A 14,160-nucleotide genomic window follows, 5' to 3' on the forward strand; every position below is an offset into this window, starting at 1 on the left:
GCCGGTGAAAGCGTCTGGGACCACCCGTTCCTGTGGGGTTCCAAGCGTACTGGCCCGGACCTGGCCCGTGTCGGCGGCCGTTACTCCGATGACTGGCACCGTGCCCACCTGTACAACCCGCGCAACGTCGTGCCCGAGTCGAAGATGCCTGCCTACCCATGGCTGGTAGAGAACAAGCTCGACGGCAAGGACACGGTCAAGAAGATGGAAGTCTTGCGCACCCTCGGCACGCCGTACACCGACGCAGACATCGCCGGTGCCCGCGACGCAGTCAAGGGCAAGACTGAAATGGACGCCCTGGTTGCCTACCTGCAAGGCCTGGGCACCATCATCAAAAGCAAACGGTGACATTGATGGATATCGGGATGATTCGTGGCCTGGGCACCGTCGTTGTGATGGTGGCCTTTGTTGGCCTGGCGTTGTGGGTGTTCAGTTCTCGGCGCAAGTCTGAGTTCGACGAAGCGACCATGCTGCCCTTCGCGGATGATCCCGAAGCCAGCAAGCACGTCGAGCAAGCGCAAGCGAAAGCGTCTAGGAGTAACAACGAATGACTACCTTCTGGAGTCTGTACGTCACCGTTTTGAGTCTGGGCACCATCTTCGCCCTGACCTGGCTGCTGCTGTCCACCCGCAAGGGCCAGCGCAGCGAAACCACCGAAGAAACCGTGGGCCATGCCTACGACGGTATCGAGGAATACGACAACCCGCTGCCAAAATGGTGGTTCATGCTGTTTGTCGGCACCATCATCTTTGCACTCGGCTACCTCGTGCTGTACCCGGGCCTGGGCAACTGGAAAGGCATCCTGCCGGGCTACCAGTACCTGGATAACGAGAAGAAGACCGAGTTTGCCAACGGTCAGGCCGGCTGGACCGGCGTGCATGAGTGGGAAAAGGAAATGGCCCGTGCGGACGCCAAGTTCGGTCCGATCTTCGCCAAATTTGCTTCGATGCCCATTGAAGAAGTAGCCAAGGACCCACAAGCCCTGAAAATGGGCGGCCGCCTGTTCGCCTCCAACTGCTCGGTATGCCACGGCTCCGACGCCAAGGGCTCCTACGGTTTCCCCAACCTGACCGACAACGACTGGCGCTGGGGCGGCGAGCCTGAAACCATCAAGACCACCATCATGGCGGGTCGTCATGGCGTCATGCCGGCCTGGGCCGAAGTCATTGGCGAGCAAGGCGTGGCCGACGTTGCCGCGTTTGTGCTGACCAACCTGGATGGCCGCAAGCTGCCGGAAGGCGCGAAGGCAGATCCGGCCAATGGCCAGAAGCTCTTCGCCGCCAACTGCGTAGCCTGCCACGGTCCTGAAGGCAAGGGCACCCCAGCCATGGGCGCACCGAACCTGACTCACCCACAGGCGTTCATCTACGGCTCGAGCTTCGCTCAACTGCAGCAGACCATCCGCTACGGCCGCCAGGGCCAGATGCCTGCCCAGGAAGCGATCCAGGGCAACGACAAGGTCCACCTGCTGGCGGCCTACGTCTACAGCCTGTCGCACCAGCCTGAGAAAACCGCCGACGCGAAGTAATTCGCCCGGTAACAAGAAGCCCCGTCAGTGCAGACTGCCGGGGCTTTTTTACACCCCCGGCAAGCCCGCACCCAGGAGAGGTCATCACACCGTGCATGACCCAGATCAATTGACACGCCCACTACACCAATAGCCAGGCAAACCCAACGCGACTAAACGCCGCATCCGTGCCCCACGGGGCCAGTACAGGCGTATCATTCGCCGCAGAGCAGCATAAACTTCTGACTGCGGTCGGCACGCACTGATCGCGGCATTATTCCACTGCCGTGGGACTCAATGATGAGCAAGCAGATTCCAGTACATGATGTCACCCCGCCTGCCAACAAAGACAAGGACAGCGTCGACCTCTACGCCTCGCGGGAAAAAATCTACACCCGGGCATTCACCGGCATCTTCCGCAACCTGCGCATGGTCGGCGGCGCCTTCCTGTTCCTGTTGTATTTCGGCACGGTCTGGCTGAACTGGGGTGAGCACCAGGCGGTCTGGTGGAACCTGCCGGAGCGCAAGTTCTACATCTTCGGCGCCACCATCTGGCCCCAGGACTTCATCCTGCTCTCGGGCCTGCTGATCGTCGCCGCATTCGGCCTGTTCTTCATCACGGTGTTCGCCGGGCGTGTGTGGTGCGGCTATACCTGTCCGCAGAGCGTCTGGACCTGGATATTCATGTGGTGCGAAAAGGTCACCGAAGGTGATCGCAACCAGCGCATGAAGCTCGACAAGGCCCCCATGAGCGGCAACAAGTTCCTGCGCAAGCTGGCCAAGCACAGCCTGTGGCTGCTGATCGGCTTTGTCACCGGCATGACCTTCGTCGGCTACTTCTCCCCTATACGCGAACTGGTGGTGGAATTCTTCACCGGCCAGGCCGACGGCTGGGCCTACTTCTGGGTCGGTTTCTTCACCCTGGCCACCTACGGCAACGCCGGCTGGCTGCGCGAGCAGGTGTGCGTGTACATGTGCCCGTATGCACGTTTCCAGAGCGTGATGTTCGACAAGGACACCCTGATCGTCTCCTACGATCCGCGTCGCGGCGAAACCCGTGGCCCGCGCAAGAAAGACCTCGACTACAAGGCCAAGGGCCTGGGTGACTGCATCGATTGCACCATGTGCGTCCAGGTCTGTCCGACCGGTATCGACATCCGCGATGGCCTGCAGATCGAATGCATCGGCTGCGCCGCCTGCATCGATGCCTGCGACACCATCATGGACAAGATGAACTACCCCAAGGGCCTCATCAGCTACACCACCGAGCACAACCTCTCGGGCCAGAAAACCCATATGCTGCGCCCTCGCTTGATCGGCTACGCAGTGGTGCTGCTGGCGATGATCGCCCTGCTCGCCAGCGCCTTCGTCATGCGTTCGCTGGTGGGCTTCGATGTCAGCAAGGACCGGGTCCTGTACCGCGAGAACGCCCAGGGCCGGATCGAGAACGTCTACAGCCTCAAAGTGATGAACAAGGACCAGCGCGACCACGTCTATGTGCTCGACGCCGCCGGCCTGCCGGACCTCAAGCTGGAAGGCGCACGGGAAATCCGCGTGGCAGCCGGCGATATTGTCAGCCTGCCGGTACAACTGTCGATGGCCCCGGAAAAATTGCCATCGAGCACCAACGAAGTCACCTTCATCCTCAAGGACGCCGACGACAGCGCCACCCAGGTTGAAGCCAAGAGCCGTTTCATCGGCCCACAAATTCGATAAGAGATTGCGCCCATGCCTTCTGCAACTGCCGCCAGCCCCTGGTACAAGCACCTCTGGCCCTGGATCATCATCGGGGTGCTGGCCACCTCGGTGACCTTGAGCCTGACCATGGTGACCATTGCGGTGAACAACCCGGACAACCTGGTCAACGACAACTACTACGAGGCCGGCAAAGGCATCAACCGCTCCCTGGACCGTGAACTGCTGGCCCAGACTCTCAAGCTCAAGGCCAGCATCCACCTGGACGAACTGACCGGTGAAGTCGACCTGCGCCTGACCGGCAACAGCCAGCCAAAGACCCTGGAACTGAACCTGATCTCGCCGACCCAGCCGGAAAAAGACCGCCGGGTGATCCTGGCCCGTAGCGAAAGCGAGGCCGGACGTTACCTGGGCCAAATGACCGACCAAGTTGATGGTCGTCGTTTTGTCGAACTGCTGGGCAGCGAGAACCAACAGGTATGGCGCTTGTTCGAGGAAGAGAAAGTCGCGCACGGGGTAACCCTGCAGCTGGGCGACGAAGCCTTGCAAGGGGCTGAACACCACGAGAATTGAGGGACGCCCCGCCGGTAGGAGCGGGCTTGCCCCGCGATCCCTCCCTCCAAAAAAACAAACGACCGACCACCATGACCTCGCCCACGCCTTGCTACCACTGCGCCCTGCCCGTTCCTGCCGGCAGCCACTTCACCGCCGTGGTACTCGGCCAGCCCCGGCAGTTCTGCTGCCCTGGCTGCCAGGCCGTGGCCGAAGCCATTGTCGCCGGCAACCTGGAAAGTTATTACCAGCACCGCAGCGAAGCCAGCGCCAACCCCGAGGCCCTGCCCCAGCAACTGGTCGATGAACTGGCCCTGTATGACCGCGCCGACGTGCAAAAGCCCTTTGTGCGCCACAGTGGCGAACTGGCTGAAACCACCCTGCTGATCGAAGGCATCAGCTGCGCCGCCTGCGGCTGGCTGATCGAAAAGCACCTGCGCAATTTGCCCGGCGTTGCCGAGGCGCGCCTGAACCTGTCCAACCACCGCCTGCAGGTCAACTGGGCCGACAGCCAATTGCCGCTGTCCCGGTTGCTCGCCGAGCTGCGCCACATCGGCTACGCCGCCCACCCCTACCAGGCCGACCGCGCCGCCGAACAACTGGCCAACGAGAACCGCACCGCTCTGCGCCAATTGGGCGTCGCCGGCCTGCTATGGTTCCAGGCCATGATGGCGACCATGGCCACCTGGCCGGAATTCAACATCGACCTGAGCGCCGAGCTGCACACGATCCTGCGCTGGGTCGCGCTGTTCCTCACCACGCCTATCGTGTTCTACAGCTGTGCGCCGTTTTTCCGCGGCGCGGCCCGCGACTTGCGCACCCGCCACCTGACCATGGATGTCTCGGTGTCGCTGGCCATCGGCCTGGCCTATGGCGCTGGCATCTGGACGGCGATCACCGGCAGTGGCGAGCTGTATTTCGATGCCGTGGGCATGTTCGCTTTGTTCCTGCTGGCTGGCCGCTACCTTGAGCGCCGCGCCCGCGAGCGCACCGCCGCCGCCACGGCACAGCTGGTCAACCTGTTGCCGGCGTCCTGCCTGCGCCTGGGCGCAGCCGGTCAGAGCGAGCGCATCCTGCTGCGTGAGCTCCAGCTGGGCGATTGCGTGTTGATTCAGCCGGGCCATGTAGTACCGGCCGACGGTCGTATCGTCAGCGGCCAGTCCAGTGTCGACGAATCGCTGCTGACCGGCGAATACCTGCCACAGCCGCGCCGCGCCGGCGATGCGGTTACCGCTGGAACCCTGAACGTCGAGAGTGCATTGACCGTCGAGGTGCAGGCTCTGGGCCAGGACACCCGCCTGTCGGCCATCGTCCGCCTGCTGGAGCGCGCCCAGTCGGAAAAGCCGCGACTGGCCGAGATCGCCGACCGCGCCTCGCAGTGGTTTCTGCTGTTTTCCCTTGTCGCCGCCGCTGCCATCGGCCTGCTCTGGTGGCAGCTGGATCCGTCACGGGCATTCTGGATTGTGCTGGCCATGCTGGTCGCCACCTGCCCTTGCGCGCTGTCGCTGGCCACTCCGACCGCACTCACTGCCGCCACGGGCACCCTGCACAAGCTCGGCCTGCTGCTGACCCGTGGCCACGTGCTGGAAGGCCTGAACCAGATCGACACGGTGATCTTCGACAAGACCGGCACCCTGACCGAAGGGCGCCTGACCTTGCGCAGCATCCGTCCGCTGGGCCAGCAGGACGCCGACCAGTGCCTGATGCTCGCCGCCGCCCTTGAAAACCGCTCCGAACACCCGATCGCGCGCGCCTTCGGCCGCGCCAGCATCCCCGCCGAAGAAGTTCATGCCGAGCCTGGCCTGGGTCTCGAGGGCCTGGTACAGGGCCAACGCCTGCGCATTGGCGAGCCCGGCTTTGTCTGCGCCCTGAGTGGCGACACAGCGCCTTCCATGCCCGATGAGCCCGGCCAGTGGCTGCTGCTGGGTGATACTTCGGGGCCGCTCGCATGGTTGGTGCTGGATGACCGCTTGCGCAGCGACGCCGCCGACCTGCTCGCTGCCTGCCGCGCACGTGGCTGGCACACCCTGCTGCTCTCTGGCGACAGCTCGCCGATGGTACAGAGCGTGGCCGCGGAGCTTTCGATCGACGAGGCCATTGGTGGGCTGCGCCCGGATGACAAGCTGGAAAAACTCAAGGCGTTGCAGCAACAGGGCCGCAAGGTGTTGATGCTGGGCGACGGGGTCAACGATGTGCCGGTGCTGGCCGCCGCCGACATCAGCATTGCCATGGGCTCTGCGACCGACCTTGCCAAGACCAGCGCCGACGCGGTGCTGCTGTCCAACCGTCTCGATGCTCTCGTCCAGGCCTTCAGCCTGGCGCGCCGCACGCGGCGGATCATTATCGAGAACCTGCTCTGGGCCGGGCTGTATAATGGCCTCATGTTGCCCTTCGCCGCCCTGGGCTGGATCACACCGGTCTGGGCCGCGGTCGGCATGTCGGTCAGCTCGCTGATCGTGGTGCTCAATGCCCTGCGCCTTACCCGGCTCAGCGGCCAGGCCGCCACGGGTGCGCCGGCCAGCACCTCACACCCTGCCACGGCCTGATCAGGAGTCACCATGCCCGCGCTCTACGTCATGATTCCCGCCGCGCTGCTGATCGTCGCCATCGCCGTGTACATCTTTTTCTGGGCGGTGGACAGCGGCCAGTACGACGACCTCGACGGCCCGGCCCACAGCATCCTGTTCGATGACCAGGACCCTCAGCATACCGCCGCCATGGACGAAGCCGACGGCAAGAAACCCGACGACGGCGCCCCACCCCGTGCTTGAACTGCTCCCACTGCTCAGCTCGGCGCTGATTCTGGGCCTGTTGGGCGGCGGTCACTGCCTGGGCATGTGCGGCGGCCTGATGGGCGCCCTGACCCTGGCCATTCCCAAGGAACAGCGCAGTCGCCGGTTTCGTCTGCTGCTGGCCTACAACCTCGGACGCATCCTCAGCTACGCCCTGGCCGGCTTGCTGCTGGGCCTGGCTGGCTGGGCCGTGGCCAACAGCCCGGTGGCCCTGGGCATGCGCGTGGTCGCAGCACTGCTGTTGATCTGCATGGGCCTGTACCTGGCCGGCTGGTGGAGCGGCCTGACCCGCATCGAAGCCCTGGGACGCGGCCTGTGGCGGCACATCCAGCCTGTGGCCAACCGCCTGCTGCCCGTGTCGAGCCTGCCCCGCGCCCTGCTGCTGGGCGCGCTGTGGGGCTGGCTGCCCTGCGGCCTGGTCTACAGCACCCTGCTGTGGGCGGCGAGCCAGGGCAATGCCGTCGACAGCGCCCTGCTGATGCTCGCCTTCGGCCTGGGTACCTGGCCGGTGCTGCTGGCCACAGGGCTTGCCGCCGAGCGCACCAGCGCACTGCTGCGCAAACGCGGCGTCCGGGTTGCCGGTGGACTGCTGGTGATCCTGTTCGGCCTCTGGACCCTGCCCGGGCCGCACCAGCACTGGCTTATGGGCCACTGAAGCCGCGTTGATACAAATCAACACGCAATTGTGCCCAACTCCCTAGACTCCGGACACTAGCTGCTTTATCCGGGGACCGCCCACATGCTCGACGCACTTCGTTGGGACTCTGACCTGATCCGTCGTTACGACCTGGCAGGTCCACGCTACACCTCATACCCAACCGCCGTGCAACTGCACAGCGAAGTCGGCTCATTCGACCTTCTGCACGCCCTGCGTGACAGCCGCCGCGCCGTGCGCCCGCTGTCGCTCTATGTACACGTGCCGTTCTGCGCCAACATCTGCTACTACTGCGCCTGCAACAAGGTCATCACCAAGGACCGGGGCCGCGCCCTGCCCTACTTGCAGCGCCTGGAGCAGGAGATCCAGCTGATCGCCTGCCACCTGGACCCTAAACAAACTGTCGAGCAACTGCATTTTGGCGGTGGCACCCCGACCTTTCTCAGCCATGTCGAACTGCGGCGCCTGATGGCGTACCTGCGCCAGCACTTCAACCTGCTGGATGACGACTCCGGCGACTATGGCATCGAGATCGACCCTCGCGAAGCCGACTGGTCGACCATGGGCCTGCTGCGCGAGCTGGGTTTCAACCGAGTCAGCCTCGGCGTGCAAGACCTCGACCCTGTCGTGCAACGGGCGATCAATCGCCTGCAGAGCCTGGAGCAGACACGCGCGATCATTGAAGCTGCACGTACCCTGCAGTTCCGCTCGATCAACCTCGACCTGATCTACGGCCTGCCCAAGCAAACCCCCGACGGGTTCGCCCGCACGGTGGATGAAGTCATCAAGTTGCAACCGGATCGCCTGTCGGTGTTCAACTATGCGCACCTGCCGGAACGCTTTATGCCCCAACGACGCATCGACAGCAACGACCTTCCCGCACCGGCCGCCAAACTGGAAATGCTGCAGCGGACCATCGAGCAACTGACTGCCGCCGGCTACCGCTACATCGGCATGGACCACTTCGCCCTCCCTGATGACGAACTGGCCATTGCCCAGGAAGAGTCGACACTGCAACGCAACTTTCAGGGCTACACCACCCACGGCCATTGCGACCTGATCGGCCTTGGCGTTTCAGCCATCAGCCAGATCGGCGACCTCTACTGCCAGAACAGCAGCGACCTGAACACGTACCAGAACTCGCTGCTCAGCGCCCAGCTGGCCACTAGTCGTGGCCTGGTCTGCACCGCAGACGACCGCTTGCGCCGTGCTGTGATCCAGCAACTGATCTGCCATTTCGAGCTGGATTTCGACACCATCGAACAGGCCTTCACCATCGACTTTCGCGGTTACTTCAAGGACGAGTGGCCCGCACTGCAAGCCATGCACAAAGACGGCCTGATCAACCTCAGTGCCAAGGGCATCGAGGTGCTGCCTGCCGGACGGCTGCTGGTACGCTCGGTTTGCATGGCGTTCGACGCCTACCTGGGCATGCACAGCCAACAGCGATTCTCACGGGTCATCTGATTTACAGAATTCCTTGTAAAGCACACTATGTTTAGTGAGGTCGGACGATAAACCGCACCTCTGCCAGCACGCCTTACCCGGCACAGACTGGCCGAAACCCCATGCCCTGAGTTACCCTTACGGCTTATGTGTGCTTTCCCACAAGGAATGAAGAAATGTCCGAGCCAGTTAAACTGCGCCCTCACAACCAGGCCCACTGCAAGGATTGCAGCCTGGCGCCTCTATGCCTGCCATTGTCGTTGAACATGGAAGACATGGATGCACTGGATGAAATCGTCAAACGCGGGCGACCGTTGAAGAAAGGCGAGTTTCTGTTCCGCCAGGGTGACAACTTCGGCTCAGTTTACGCGGTGCGCTCCGGCGCCCTGAAAACCTTCAGCTTGAGCGACGGCGGCGAAGAACAGATCACCGGCTTCCACCTGCCCAGCGAGCTGGTCGGCCTGTCCGGCATGGACACCGAAGCTTACCCGGTCTCGGCCCAGGCCCAGGAAACCACCTCGGTCTGCGAGATCCCGTTCGAACGCCTCGACGAGCTGTCGGTCCAGTTGCCTCAACTGCGCCGGCAATTGATGCGAGTGATGAGCCGCGAGATTCGGGACGACCAGCAAATGATGCTGCTGCTGTCGAAAAAAACCGCGGACGAGCGTATCGCCACCTTCCTGGTCAACCTCTCGGCGCGCTTCCGTGCCCGTGGCTACTCGGCCAACCAGTTCCGCCTGAGCATGTCGCGCAACGAGATCGGCAACTACCTGGGCCTGGCCGTGGAAACGGTTTCCCGCGTGTTCACCCGCTTCCAGCAAAATGGCCTGATTTCTGCCGAAGGCAAGGAAATCCATATCCTCGATCCGATCCAGCTGTGTGCGCTGGCCGGTGGCTCGCTGGACAGCTGAGCCAGCAGGATAAAGGGTATACTGGCGGGCATTCGTTTTTCAGGATACCCGCCTCATGCACAGCGAACCCTTCGACCTCAAAGCCCTGATCCGCCCGGTCCCGGACTTCCCGAAACCAGGCGTGATCTTTCGCGACATCACTCCGCTGTTCCAGTCGCCACGAGGCCTGCGCCATGTGGCAGACGCCTTCATCGAGCGTTATGTCGAGGCCGAATTCAGCCACATCGGTGCCATGGACGCCCGCGGCTTCCTGATCGGCTCGATCATCGCCCACCAACTGAACAAACCCCTCATCCTGTTTCGCAAGCAAGGCAAACTGCCAGCCGACGTGATCGCCGAAGGCTACCAGACCGAATACGGCGAAGCCTTCCTCGAAGTACACACCGACAGCCTGTGCGAAGGCGACTCGGTGTTGGTGTTCGATGACCTGATCGCCACGGGTGGTACCTTGCTGGCAGCCACCAAGCTGGTACGGCGCATGGGCGCCGAAGTGTTCGAGGCTGCCGCGATCATCGACCTGCCGGAGCTGGATGGGTCGAAGCGGCTGAATGATGCGGGCGTGCCGACTTTTTGCCTGACTGCGTTTTCGTTGAGCGAGCTCTAATACATCGCGGGGCAAACCCGCTCCTACTGCAGGAGCGGGCTTGCCCCGCGATTGCATTCACAACGAGATCGGCTTGCGCCCGGCAAAAGAATGCGCCAGGGTCCCGCCATCCACCAGTTCCAGCTCCCCGCCCAACGGCACCCCGTGGGCAATGCGCGAGGCAACCAAGCCTTTGTCGGCCAGTAACTGGGCGATGTAATGGGCCGTCGCCTCACCTTCCACTGTCGGGTTGGTGGCCAGGATCACTTCGGTGAAGCTGGCCTGCTCTTCAATACGCGCCATCAACTGCGGAATACCGATCGCCTCAGGCCCAAGGCCATCCAGCGGCGACAGGTGCCCCTTGAGTACGAAATAGCGACCGCGATAGCCGGTCTGCTCGACCGCATACACATCCATCGGCCCTTCGACCACGCACAGCAGCGTGTCGTCTCGGCGCGTGTCGGCACACTGGGGGCACAGTTCCTGCTCGGTGAGGGTCCGGCACTGGCGGCAATGGCCGACGCCTTCCATGGCCTGGTTCAAGGCCTGGGCCAGGCGCAGGCCGCCGCTGCGGTCGCGCTCAAGCAACTGCAGCGCCATACGCTGAGCGGTTTTCTGGCCGACACCGGGCAAGGTACGCAAGGCATCGATCAGTTGGCGAATCAGGGGGCTGAAGCTCATGGTCAATTAGCCTGAATATCAATAAAGCACGAGAAAAACGACGATGGGAGCGACAGCTTCACAGCTGTGCTCCCACCGCGGGTACCACAAGGGTTGCCTTAGAACGGCATTTTGAAACCGGGTGGCAGTTGCATGCCAGCGGTCATGCCGCCCATTTTCTCCTGGCTGTTCTGCTCGACCTTGCGCACGGCATCGTTGACGGCCGCGGCGATCAGGTCCTCGAGCACTTCCTTGTCTTCCTGCATCAGGCTGTCATCCAGGCTGATGCGCTTGACGTCATGACGACCGGTCATCACCACGCTGACAAGGCCTGCGCCCGATTGGCCAGTCACTTCGGCGTTGGCCAGCTCTTCCTGCATCTTGGCCATTTTTTCCTGCATCTGCTGGGCCTGCTTCATCAGGCCGGCCATGCCACCTTTCATCATGGGGATCACCTCAAATAAGAGTTACGGGGTGCGGCGCGGGCCTGGCCCGGGCTGCTTTAGTTATTCGGTCATTCGCCCTGTGCTACCTGGGCGTCTACAGGCTCAATGGTATCGTGTCGGACCATGGCACCAAACTGCTGAATCATCTGCTGGATGAGCGGATCGGCCTGGATCGACGCCTCAGCTTCGCCCTGGCGCTCGGCACGCTTGCGCGATGCCGCCTGGGCCGGGGTTTCCTGCTCGGGACGAATCAGCTCGATGGACAACTTGAGCGTACGCCCGAAATGCTGGTTCAGGGCCTCGTTGAGGCGCCGTTGCTGGGTGGCGTTGAACAGGGCGCTATGGGCCGGGTCCAGATGCAGCAGCCAGTCATCGCCTTCGGCGGCCATCAACGTACAGTTGGCAGCGATACTGCCGGTCATCCCTGAGATCGGCAACTGTGGGAATAATTCCAGCCATTGCAGCGCCAGGCCGGTGGCCGGTTGGGCGGCTGGCAGCGGCTCGGGCTCCACGACAGGAGCAGCCTCGTGTACATGCTCGATCGCCAGCTCATCCAGGTAACTGTAGCTGGCCGGGTCCATTTCCGGTTCGTAATAGTCCTCATCCAGCGGCGGCTCGTCGTCGCGGTCCATGCCGGCCGGGCTGTAGCTGATGCTGTCATCGTGCGCCGGCGCTTCCTCGCGAACGACAGCCGCAACCGGTTCAGGTTGTGGCGCCGGGGCGTCAGGTTCAGCCTCTGGCTCGAGCTCAACGGCAGTCGGCGTCTCTACCGGGTCGTTCCACGGCAGGTCGACCACAGGCTCAGGCGCTTGTACCGGGGGCTCAACCGACGTGGGCTCTGGCTCTGGCTCTGGCTCTGGCTCTGGTTCCGACTCTGCTACTGGCGGCGGGGCAACCGGCTCGGGTTCGACAACCGGCGCAGCAATCACCGCAAGCGCAGCCACGGTGGCCGCTGCCACCGTACTTGCAGAATCAGCTGTGGCCTGGCTGATCCCCACCGGCTTTAGTACCGGTTTCGGTGCGTCATCGGTATCGGCAGGTCGGAATGCCAGCATGCGCAGCAACACCATCTCGAAACCACCGCGAGGGTCTGGCGCCAACGGCAGGTCGCGACGGCCGATCAGGCCCATCTGGTAGTAAAACTGTACGTCTTCAGCGGGAAGGGACTGGGCCAGGGCCAACACGCGGTCACGGTCACCCTGACCGTTGTCGACCGCCTCGGGCAGCGCCTGGGCAATGGCCACGCGGTGCAGCACATTGAGCATCTCGGCCAGCACGCCATTCCAGTCGGGACCCTGCTCTGCCAGATGCCTTACCGCTTCGAGCAGTGCGCGGGCGTCGCCTTCGAGCAGTGCCTGCAACACACCATAGACCTGGCCGTGATCCAGGGTACCGAGCATGGCCCGCACATCGGCGGCCAGCACCTTGCCTTCACCGAAGGCAATGGCCTGGTCGGTCAGGCTCATGGCATCGCGCATGGAGCCATCGGCCGCACGGCCGAGCAGCCACAGGGCATCGTCTTCGAACGGAACGTTCTCGGCACCCAGCACATGGCTCAAGTGCTCGACCACCCGTTCCGGCGTCATGTTCTTCAGGGAAAACTGCAGGCAGCGCGACAGGATGGTCGCCGGCAACTTCTGCGGGTCGGTGGTCGCCAGGATGAACTTGACGTAGGGCGGCGGCTCTTCCAGCGTTTTCAACAGGGCGTTGAACGAGTGACTGGAGAGCATGTGGACTTCGTCGATCAGGTAGACCTTGAAGCGCCCGCGGCTAGGTGCGTACTGCACGTTGTCGAGCAGTTCGCGGGTGTCCTCGACCTTGGTGCGGCTGGCGGCGTCGATCTCGATCAGGTCGACGAAGCGGCCCTCATCGATCTCCCGGCACACCGAGCACGTTCCACACGGGGTAGAGGTGATACCGGTCTCGCAGTTCAAGCACTTGGCGATAATCCGCGCAATGGTCGTCTTGCCCACGCCGCGGGTACCGGTGAACAGGTAGGCATGGTGCAGGCGTTGATTGTCCAGCGCATTGATCAAGGCCTTGAGCACATGGGTCTGGCCGACCATTTCGCGGAACGAGCGTGGACGCCATTTACGTGCAAGAACCTGATAACTCATCGAAAACCGTCGCGACTGGCAAGCTGAAGACCGCTAATCGTAGCGGAGCGGGGGCAAAATTGCACCCCGCCCATCGCTGCCGCTACTTCGCCATGCGCGTTAAACTCCCCGACGCGGCGCGGTAAGAGGATCAAAAGGCAGGCCCAGTGCTTCTCGGGTGAGTTGCATCAGCAACGCCTGCTCATCACCGGCCTGCTGTTGCTGGCGCGCCTGCTCGCAGCGTGCACGCTCTGCCTCCGGCAAGTGCGCCTCGCGCATCCGCTGCCGGTGAGCGCGCTGCTGTAGGTATGACTCAGCGGCGCTGACCTGCTGCTCAGTCAAGTAAAACCATCTGGCCTGAGGTGCTGACGCACCCCGGGCAACGCCAGACGTTCATGCAGAGCCACACGGTAGTGTCGACATCACTTCACGATGACGAATCCTCAGATCCGGCTGGAGCACAAACTGCTCGCTGACATAATCAATCAACCGCTGCAGATTGAGATGAGACCGGGCAAAACCAAGCAACTGTGTCGGCGCCGGCATCTGCAGTGCAGCGCGCAGGCTTTGTAGCGCCTGTACCCGGATCTCAAGCGAACTGAAGGCTTGTATCGGACCATTGCGAGCCAGTTCGAGGTAGTCAGCCAGTCGAAAAAGCTCGCCCGCCAACCCACCCTCAGTTGCAGCCTGAGAAGATTCAATACCCGCCTTTCGCCAGCCGCATCACTAACCTACAGCCCCAGACATGCTGGCGCGACACAACGCAGCAACCGCCCTTCCGAAAGCCTTCGATGGGACAATGCAAGTCAAACGCCTG

The 14,160-nt window shown here is 62.8% G+C and carries 16 protein-coding genes; 11 read left to right on the top strand and 5 right to left on the bottom strand.

The genetic code is table 11. From position 1 onward, the window contains the following. The 11 genes from H621_RS29040 to H621_RS0121790 form a co-directional block, all read left to right on the top strand. The coding region (locus tag H621_RS29040; RefSeq protein ID WP_036990282.1) for a cbb3-type cytochrome c oxidase subunit II at window positions 1-348 on the top strand (348 nt) is incomplete at its 5' end. Between the two features lie 5 nt (window positions 349-353). Continuing rightward, the gene (locus H621_RS0121745; protein WP_028945389.1) at window positions 354-551 is read left to right on the top strand and encodes a CcoQ/FixQ family Cbb3-type cytochrome c oxidase assembly chaperone; all 198 of its coding nucleotides are present in this window, start codon (window positions 354-356) and stop codon (window positions 549-551) included. Further along, on the top strand, window positions 548-1,528 hold the full coding sequence (gene ccoP / locus H621_RS0121750; protein ID WP_028945390.1) for a cytochrome-c oxidase, cbb3-type subunit III: 981 nt from the start codon (window positions 548-550) through the stop codon (window positions 1,526-1,528). Before H621_RS0121745 ends, ccoP begins: the two co-directional genes overlap by 4 nt. A 279-nt stretch (window positions 1,529-1,807) precedes the next feature. Then, on the top strand, window positions 1,808-3,223 hold the full coding sequence (gene ccoG, locus H621_RS0121755) for a cytochrome c oxidase accessory protein CcoG (RefSeq protein WP_028945391.1): 1,416 nt from the start codon (window positions 1,808-1,810) through the stop codon (window positions 3,221-3,223). Window positions 3,224-3,235: 12 nt separating this feature from the next. Further along, a complete protein-coding gene (locus H621_RS0121760; protein ID WP_028945392.1) occupies window positions 3,236-3,775 on the top strand; it encodes a FixH family protein in 540 nt (179 codons plus the stop codon). 71 nt (window positions 3,776-3,846) lie between these two features. Beyond that, a complete protein-coding gene (locus H621_RS0121765; protein WP_028945393.1) occupies window positions 3,847-6,300 on the top strand; it encodes a heavy metal translocating P-type ATPase in 2,454 nt (817 codons plus the stop codon). A 12-nt stretch (window positions 6,301-6,312) separates the two neighbouring features. Then, window positions 6,313-6,525, top strand: coding sequence for a cbb3-type cytochrome oxidase assembly protein CcoS (gene ccoS, locus H621_RS0121770; protein WP_028945394.1), 213 nt, complete (start codon window positions 6,313-6,315; stop codon window positions 6,523-6,525). Next, on the top strand, window positions 6,518-7,201 hold the full coding sequence (locus H621_RS0121775; RefSeq protein ID WP_028945395.1) for a sulfite exporter TauE/SafE family protein: 684 nt from the start codon (window positions 6,518-6,520) through the stop codon (window positions 7,199-7,201). The genes ccoS and H621_RS0121775 overlap by 8 nt, the downstream gene beginning before the upstream one ends. An 84-nt stretch (window positions 7,202-7,285) precedes the next feature. Then, a complete protein-coding gene (hemN, locus tag H621_RS0121780) occupies window positions 7,286-8,668 on the top strand; it encodes an oxygen-independent coproporphyrinogen III oxidase (protein ID WP_028945396.1) in 1,383 nt (460 codons plus the stop codon). Between the two features lie 155 nt (window positions 8,669-8,823). After that, on the top strand, window positions 8,824-9,558 hold the full coding sequence (fnrA, locus tag H621_RS0121785; protein WP_028945397.1) for a Crp/Fnr family transcriptional regulator FnrA: 735 nt from the start codon (window positions 8,824-8,826) through the stop codon (window positions 9,556-9,558). Window positions 9,559-9,613: 55 nt separating this feature from the next. Next, window positions 9,614-10,162 carry an adenine phosphoribosyltransferase gene (locus tag H621_RS0121790; RefSeq protein WP_028945398.1) on the top strand — a complete coding sequence of 183 codons (549 nt, stop codon included), beginning with the start codon at window positions 9,614-9,616 and terminating at the stop codon, window positions 10,160-10,162. Between the two features lie 57 nt (window positions 10,163-10,219). Here the strand turns inward: H621_RS0121790 and recR are convergent, their stop codons facing one another. From recR to H621_RS0121815, 5 genes are all read right to left on the bottom strand, one after another. Further along, window positions 10,220-10,822, bottom strand: coding sequence for a recombination mediator RecR (recR, locus tag H621_RS0121795; RefSeq protein ID WP_028945399.1), 603 nt, complete (start codon window positions 10,820-10,822; stop codon window positions 10,220-10,222). 98 nt (window positions 10,823-10,920) lie between these two features. Further along, window positions 10,921-11,247: a YbaB/EbfC family nucleoid-associated protein gene (locus H621_RS0121800; RefSeq protein WP_028945400.1), complete on the bottom strand. Its 327-nt coding sequence runs from the start codon at window positions 11,245-11,247 to the stop codon at window positions 10,921-10,923. A gap of 68 nt (window positions 11,248-11,315) precedes the next feature. Beyond that, entirely contained in the window at window positions 11,316-13,364 is a 2,049-nt protein-coding gene (gene dnaX, locus H621_RS0121805; protein WP_028945401.1) for a DNA polymerase III subunit gamma/tau, read from the bottom strand. A gap of 99 nt (window positions 13,365-13,463) precedes the next feature. After that, the gene (locus H621_RS28790; protein ID WP_167332135.1) at window positions 13,464-13,685 is read right to left on the bottom strand and encodes a hypothetical protein; all 222 of its coding nucleotides are present in this window, start codon (window positions 13,683-13,685) and stop codon (window positions 13,464-13,466) included. Window positions 13,686-13,736: 51 nt separating this feature from the next. Beyond that, window positions 13,737-14,012 (bottom strand): hypothetical protein, encoded by a 276-nt coding sequence (locus H621_RS0121815; protein ID WP_028945402.1) that lies wholly within the window; start codon window positions 14,010-14,012, stop codon window positions 13,737-13,739. Window positions 14,013-14,160: the final 148 nt, after the last annotated feature.

The organism is Pseudomonas vranovensis DSM 16006, assembly GCF_000425805.1.
Classification (GTDB): domain Bacteria; phylum Pseudomonadota; class Gammaproteobacteria; order Pseudomonadales; family Pseudomonadaceae; genus Aquipseudomonas; species Aquipseudomonas vranovensis.

Coding starts and splice junctions, on each gene's coding strand:
- H621_RS0121745 (WP_028945389.1), top strand. CDS start 354: ATGGATATCGGGATGATTCGTGGCCTGGGCACCGTCGTTGTGATGGTG.
- ccoP (WP_028945390.1), top strand. CDS start 548: ATGACTACCTTCTGGAGTCTGTACGTCACCGTTTTGAGTCTGGGCACC.
- ccoG (WP_028945391.1), top strand. CDS start 1,808: ATGAGCAAGCAGATTCCAGTACATGATGTCACCCCGCCTGCCAACAAA.
- H621_RS0121760 (WP_028945392.1), top strand. CDS start 3,236: ATGCCTTCTGCAACTGCCGCCAGCCCCTGGTACAAGCACCTCTGGCCC.
- H621_RS0121765 (WP_028945393.1), top strand. CDS start 3,847: ATGACCTCGCCCACGCCTTGCTACCACTGCGCCCTGCCCGTTCCTGCC.
- ccoS (WP_028945394.1), top strand. CDS start 6,313: ATGCCCGCGCTCTACGTCATGATTCCCGCCGCGCTGCTGATCGTCGCC.
- hemN (WP_028945396.1), top strand. CDS start 7,286: ATGCTCGACGCACTTCGTTGGGACTCTGACCTGATCCGTCGTTACGAC.
- fnrA (WP_028945397.1), top strand. CDS start 8,824: ATGTCCGAGCCAGTTAAACTGCGCCCTCACAACCAGGCCCACTGCAAG.
- H621_RS0121790 (WP_028945398.1), top strand. CDS start 9,614: ATGCACAGCGAACCCTTCGACCTCAAAGCCCTGATCCGCCCGGTCCCG.
- recR (WP_028945399.1), bottom strand. CDS start 10,822: ATGAGCTTCAGCCCCCTGATTCGCCAACTGATCGATGCCTTGCGTACC.
- H621_RS0121800 (WP_028945400.1), bottom strand. CDS start 11,247: ATGATGAAAGGTGGCATGGCCGGCCTGATGAAGCAGGCCCAGCAGATG.
- dnaX (WP_028945401.1), bottom strand. CDS start 13,364: ATGAGTTATCAGGTTCTTGCACGTAAATGGCGTCCACGCTCGTTCCGC.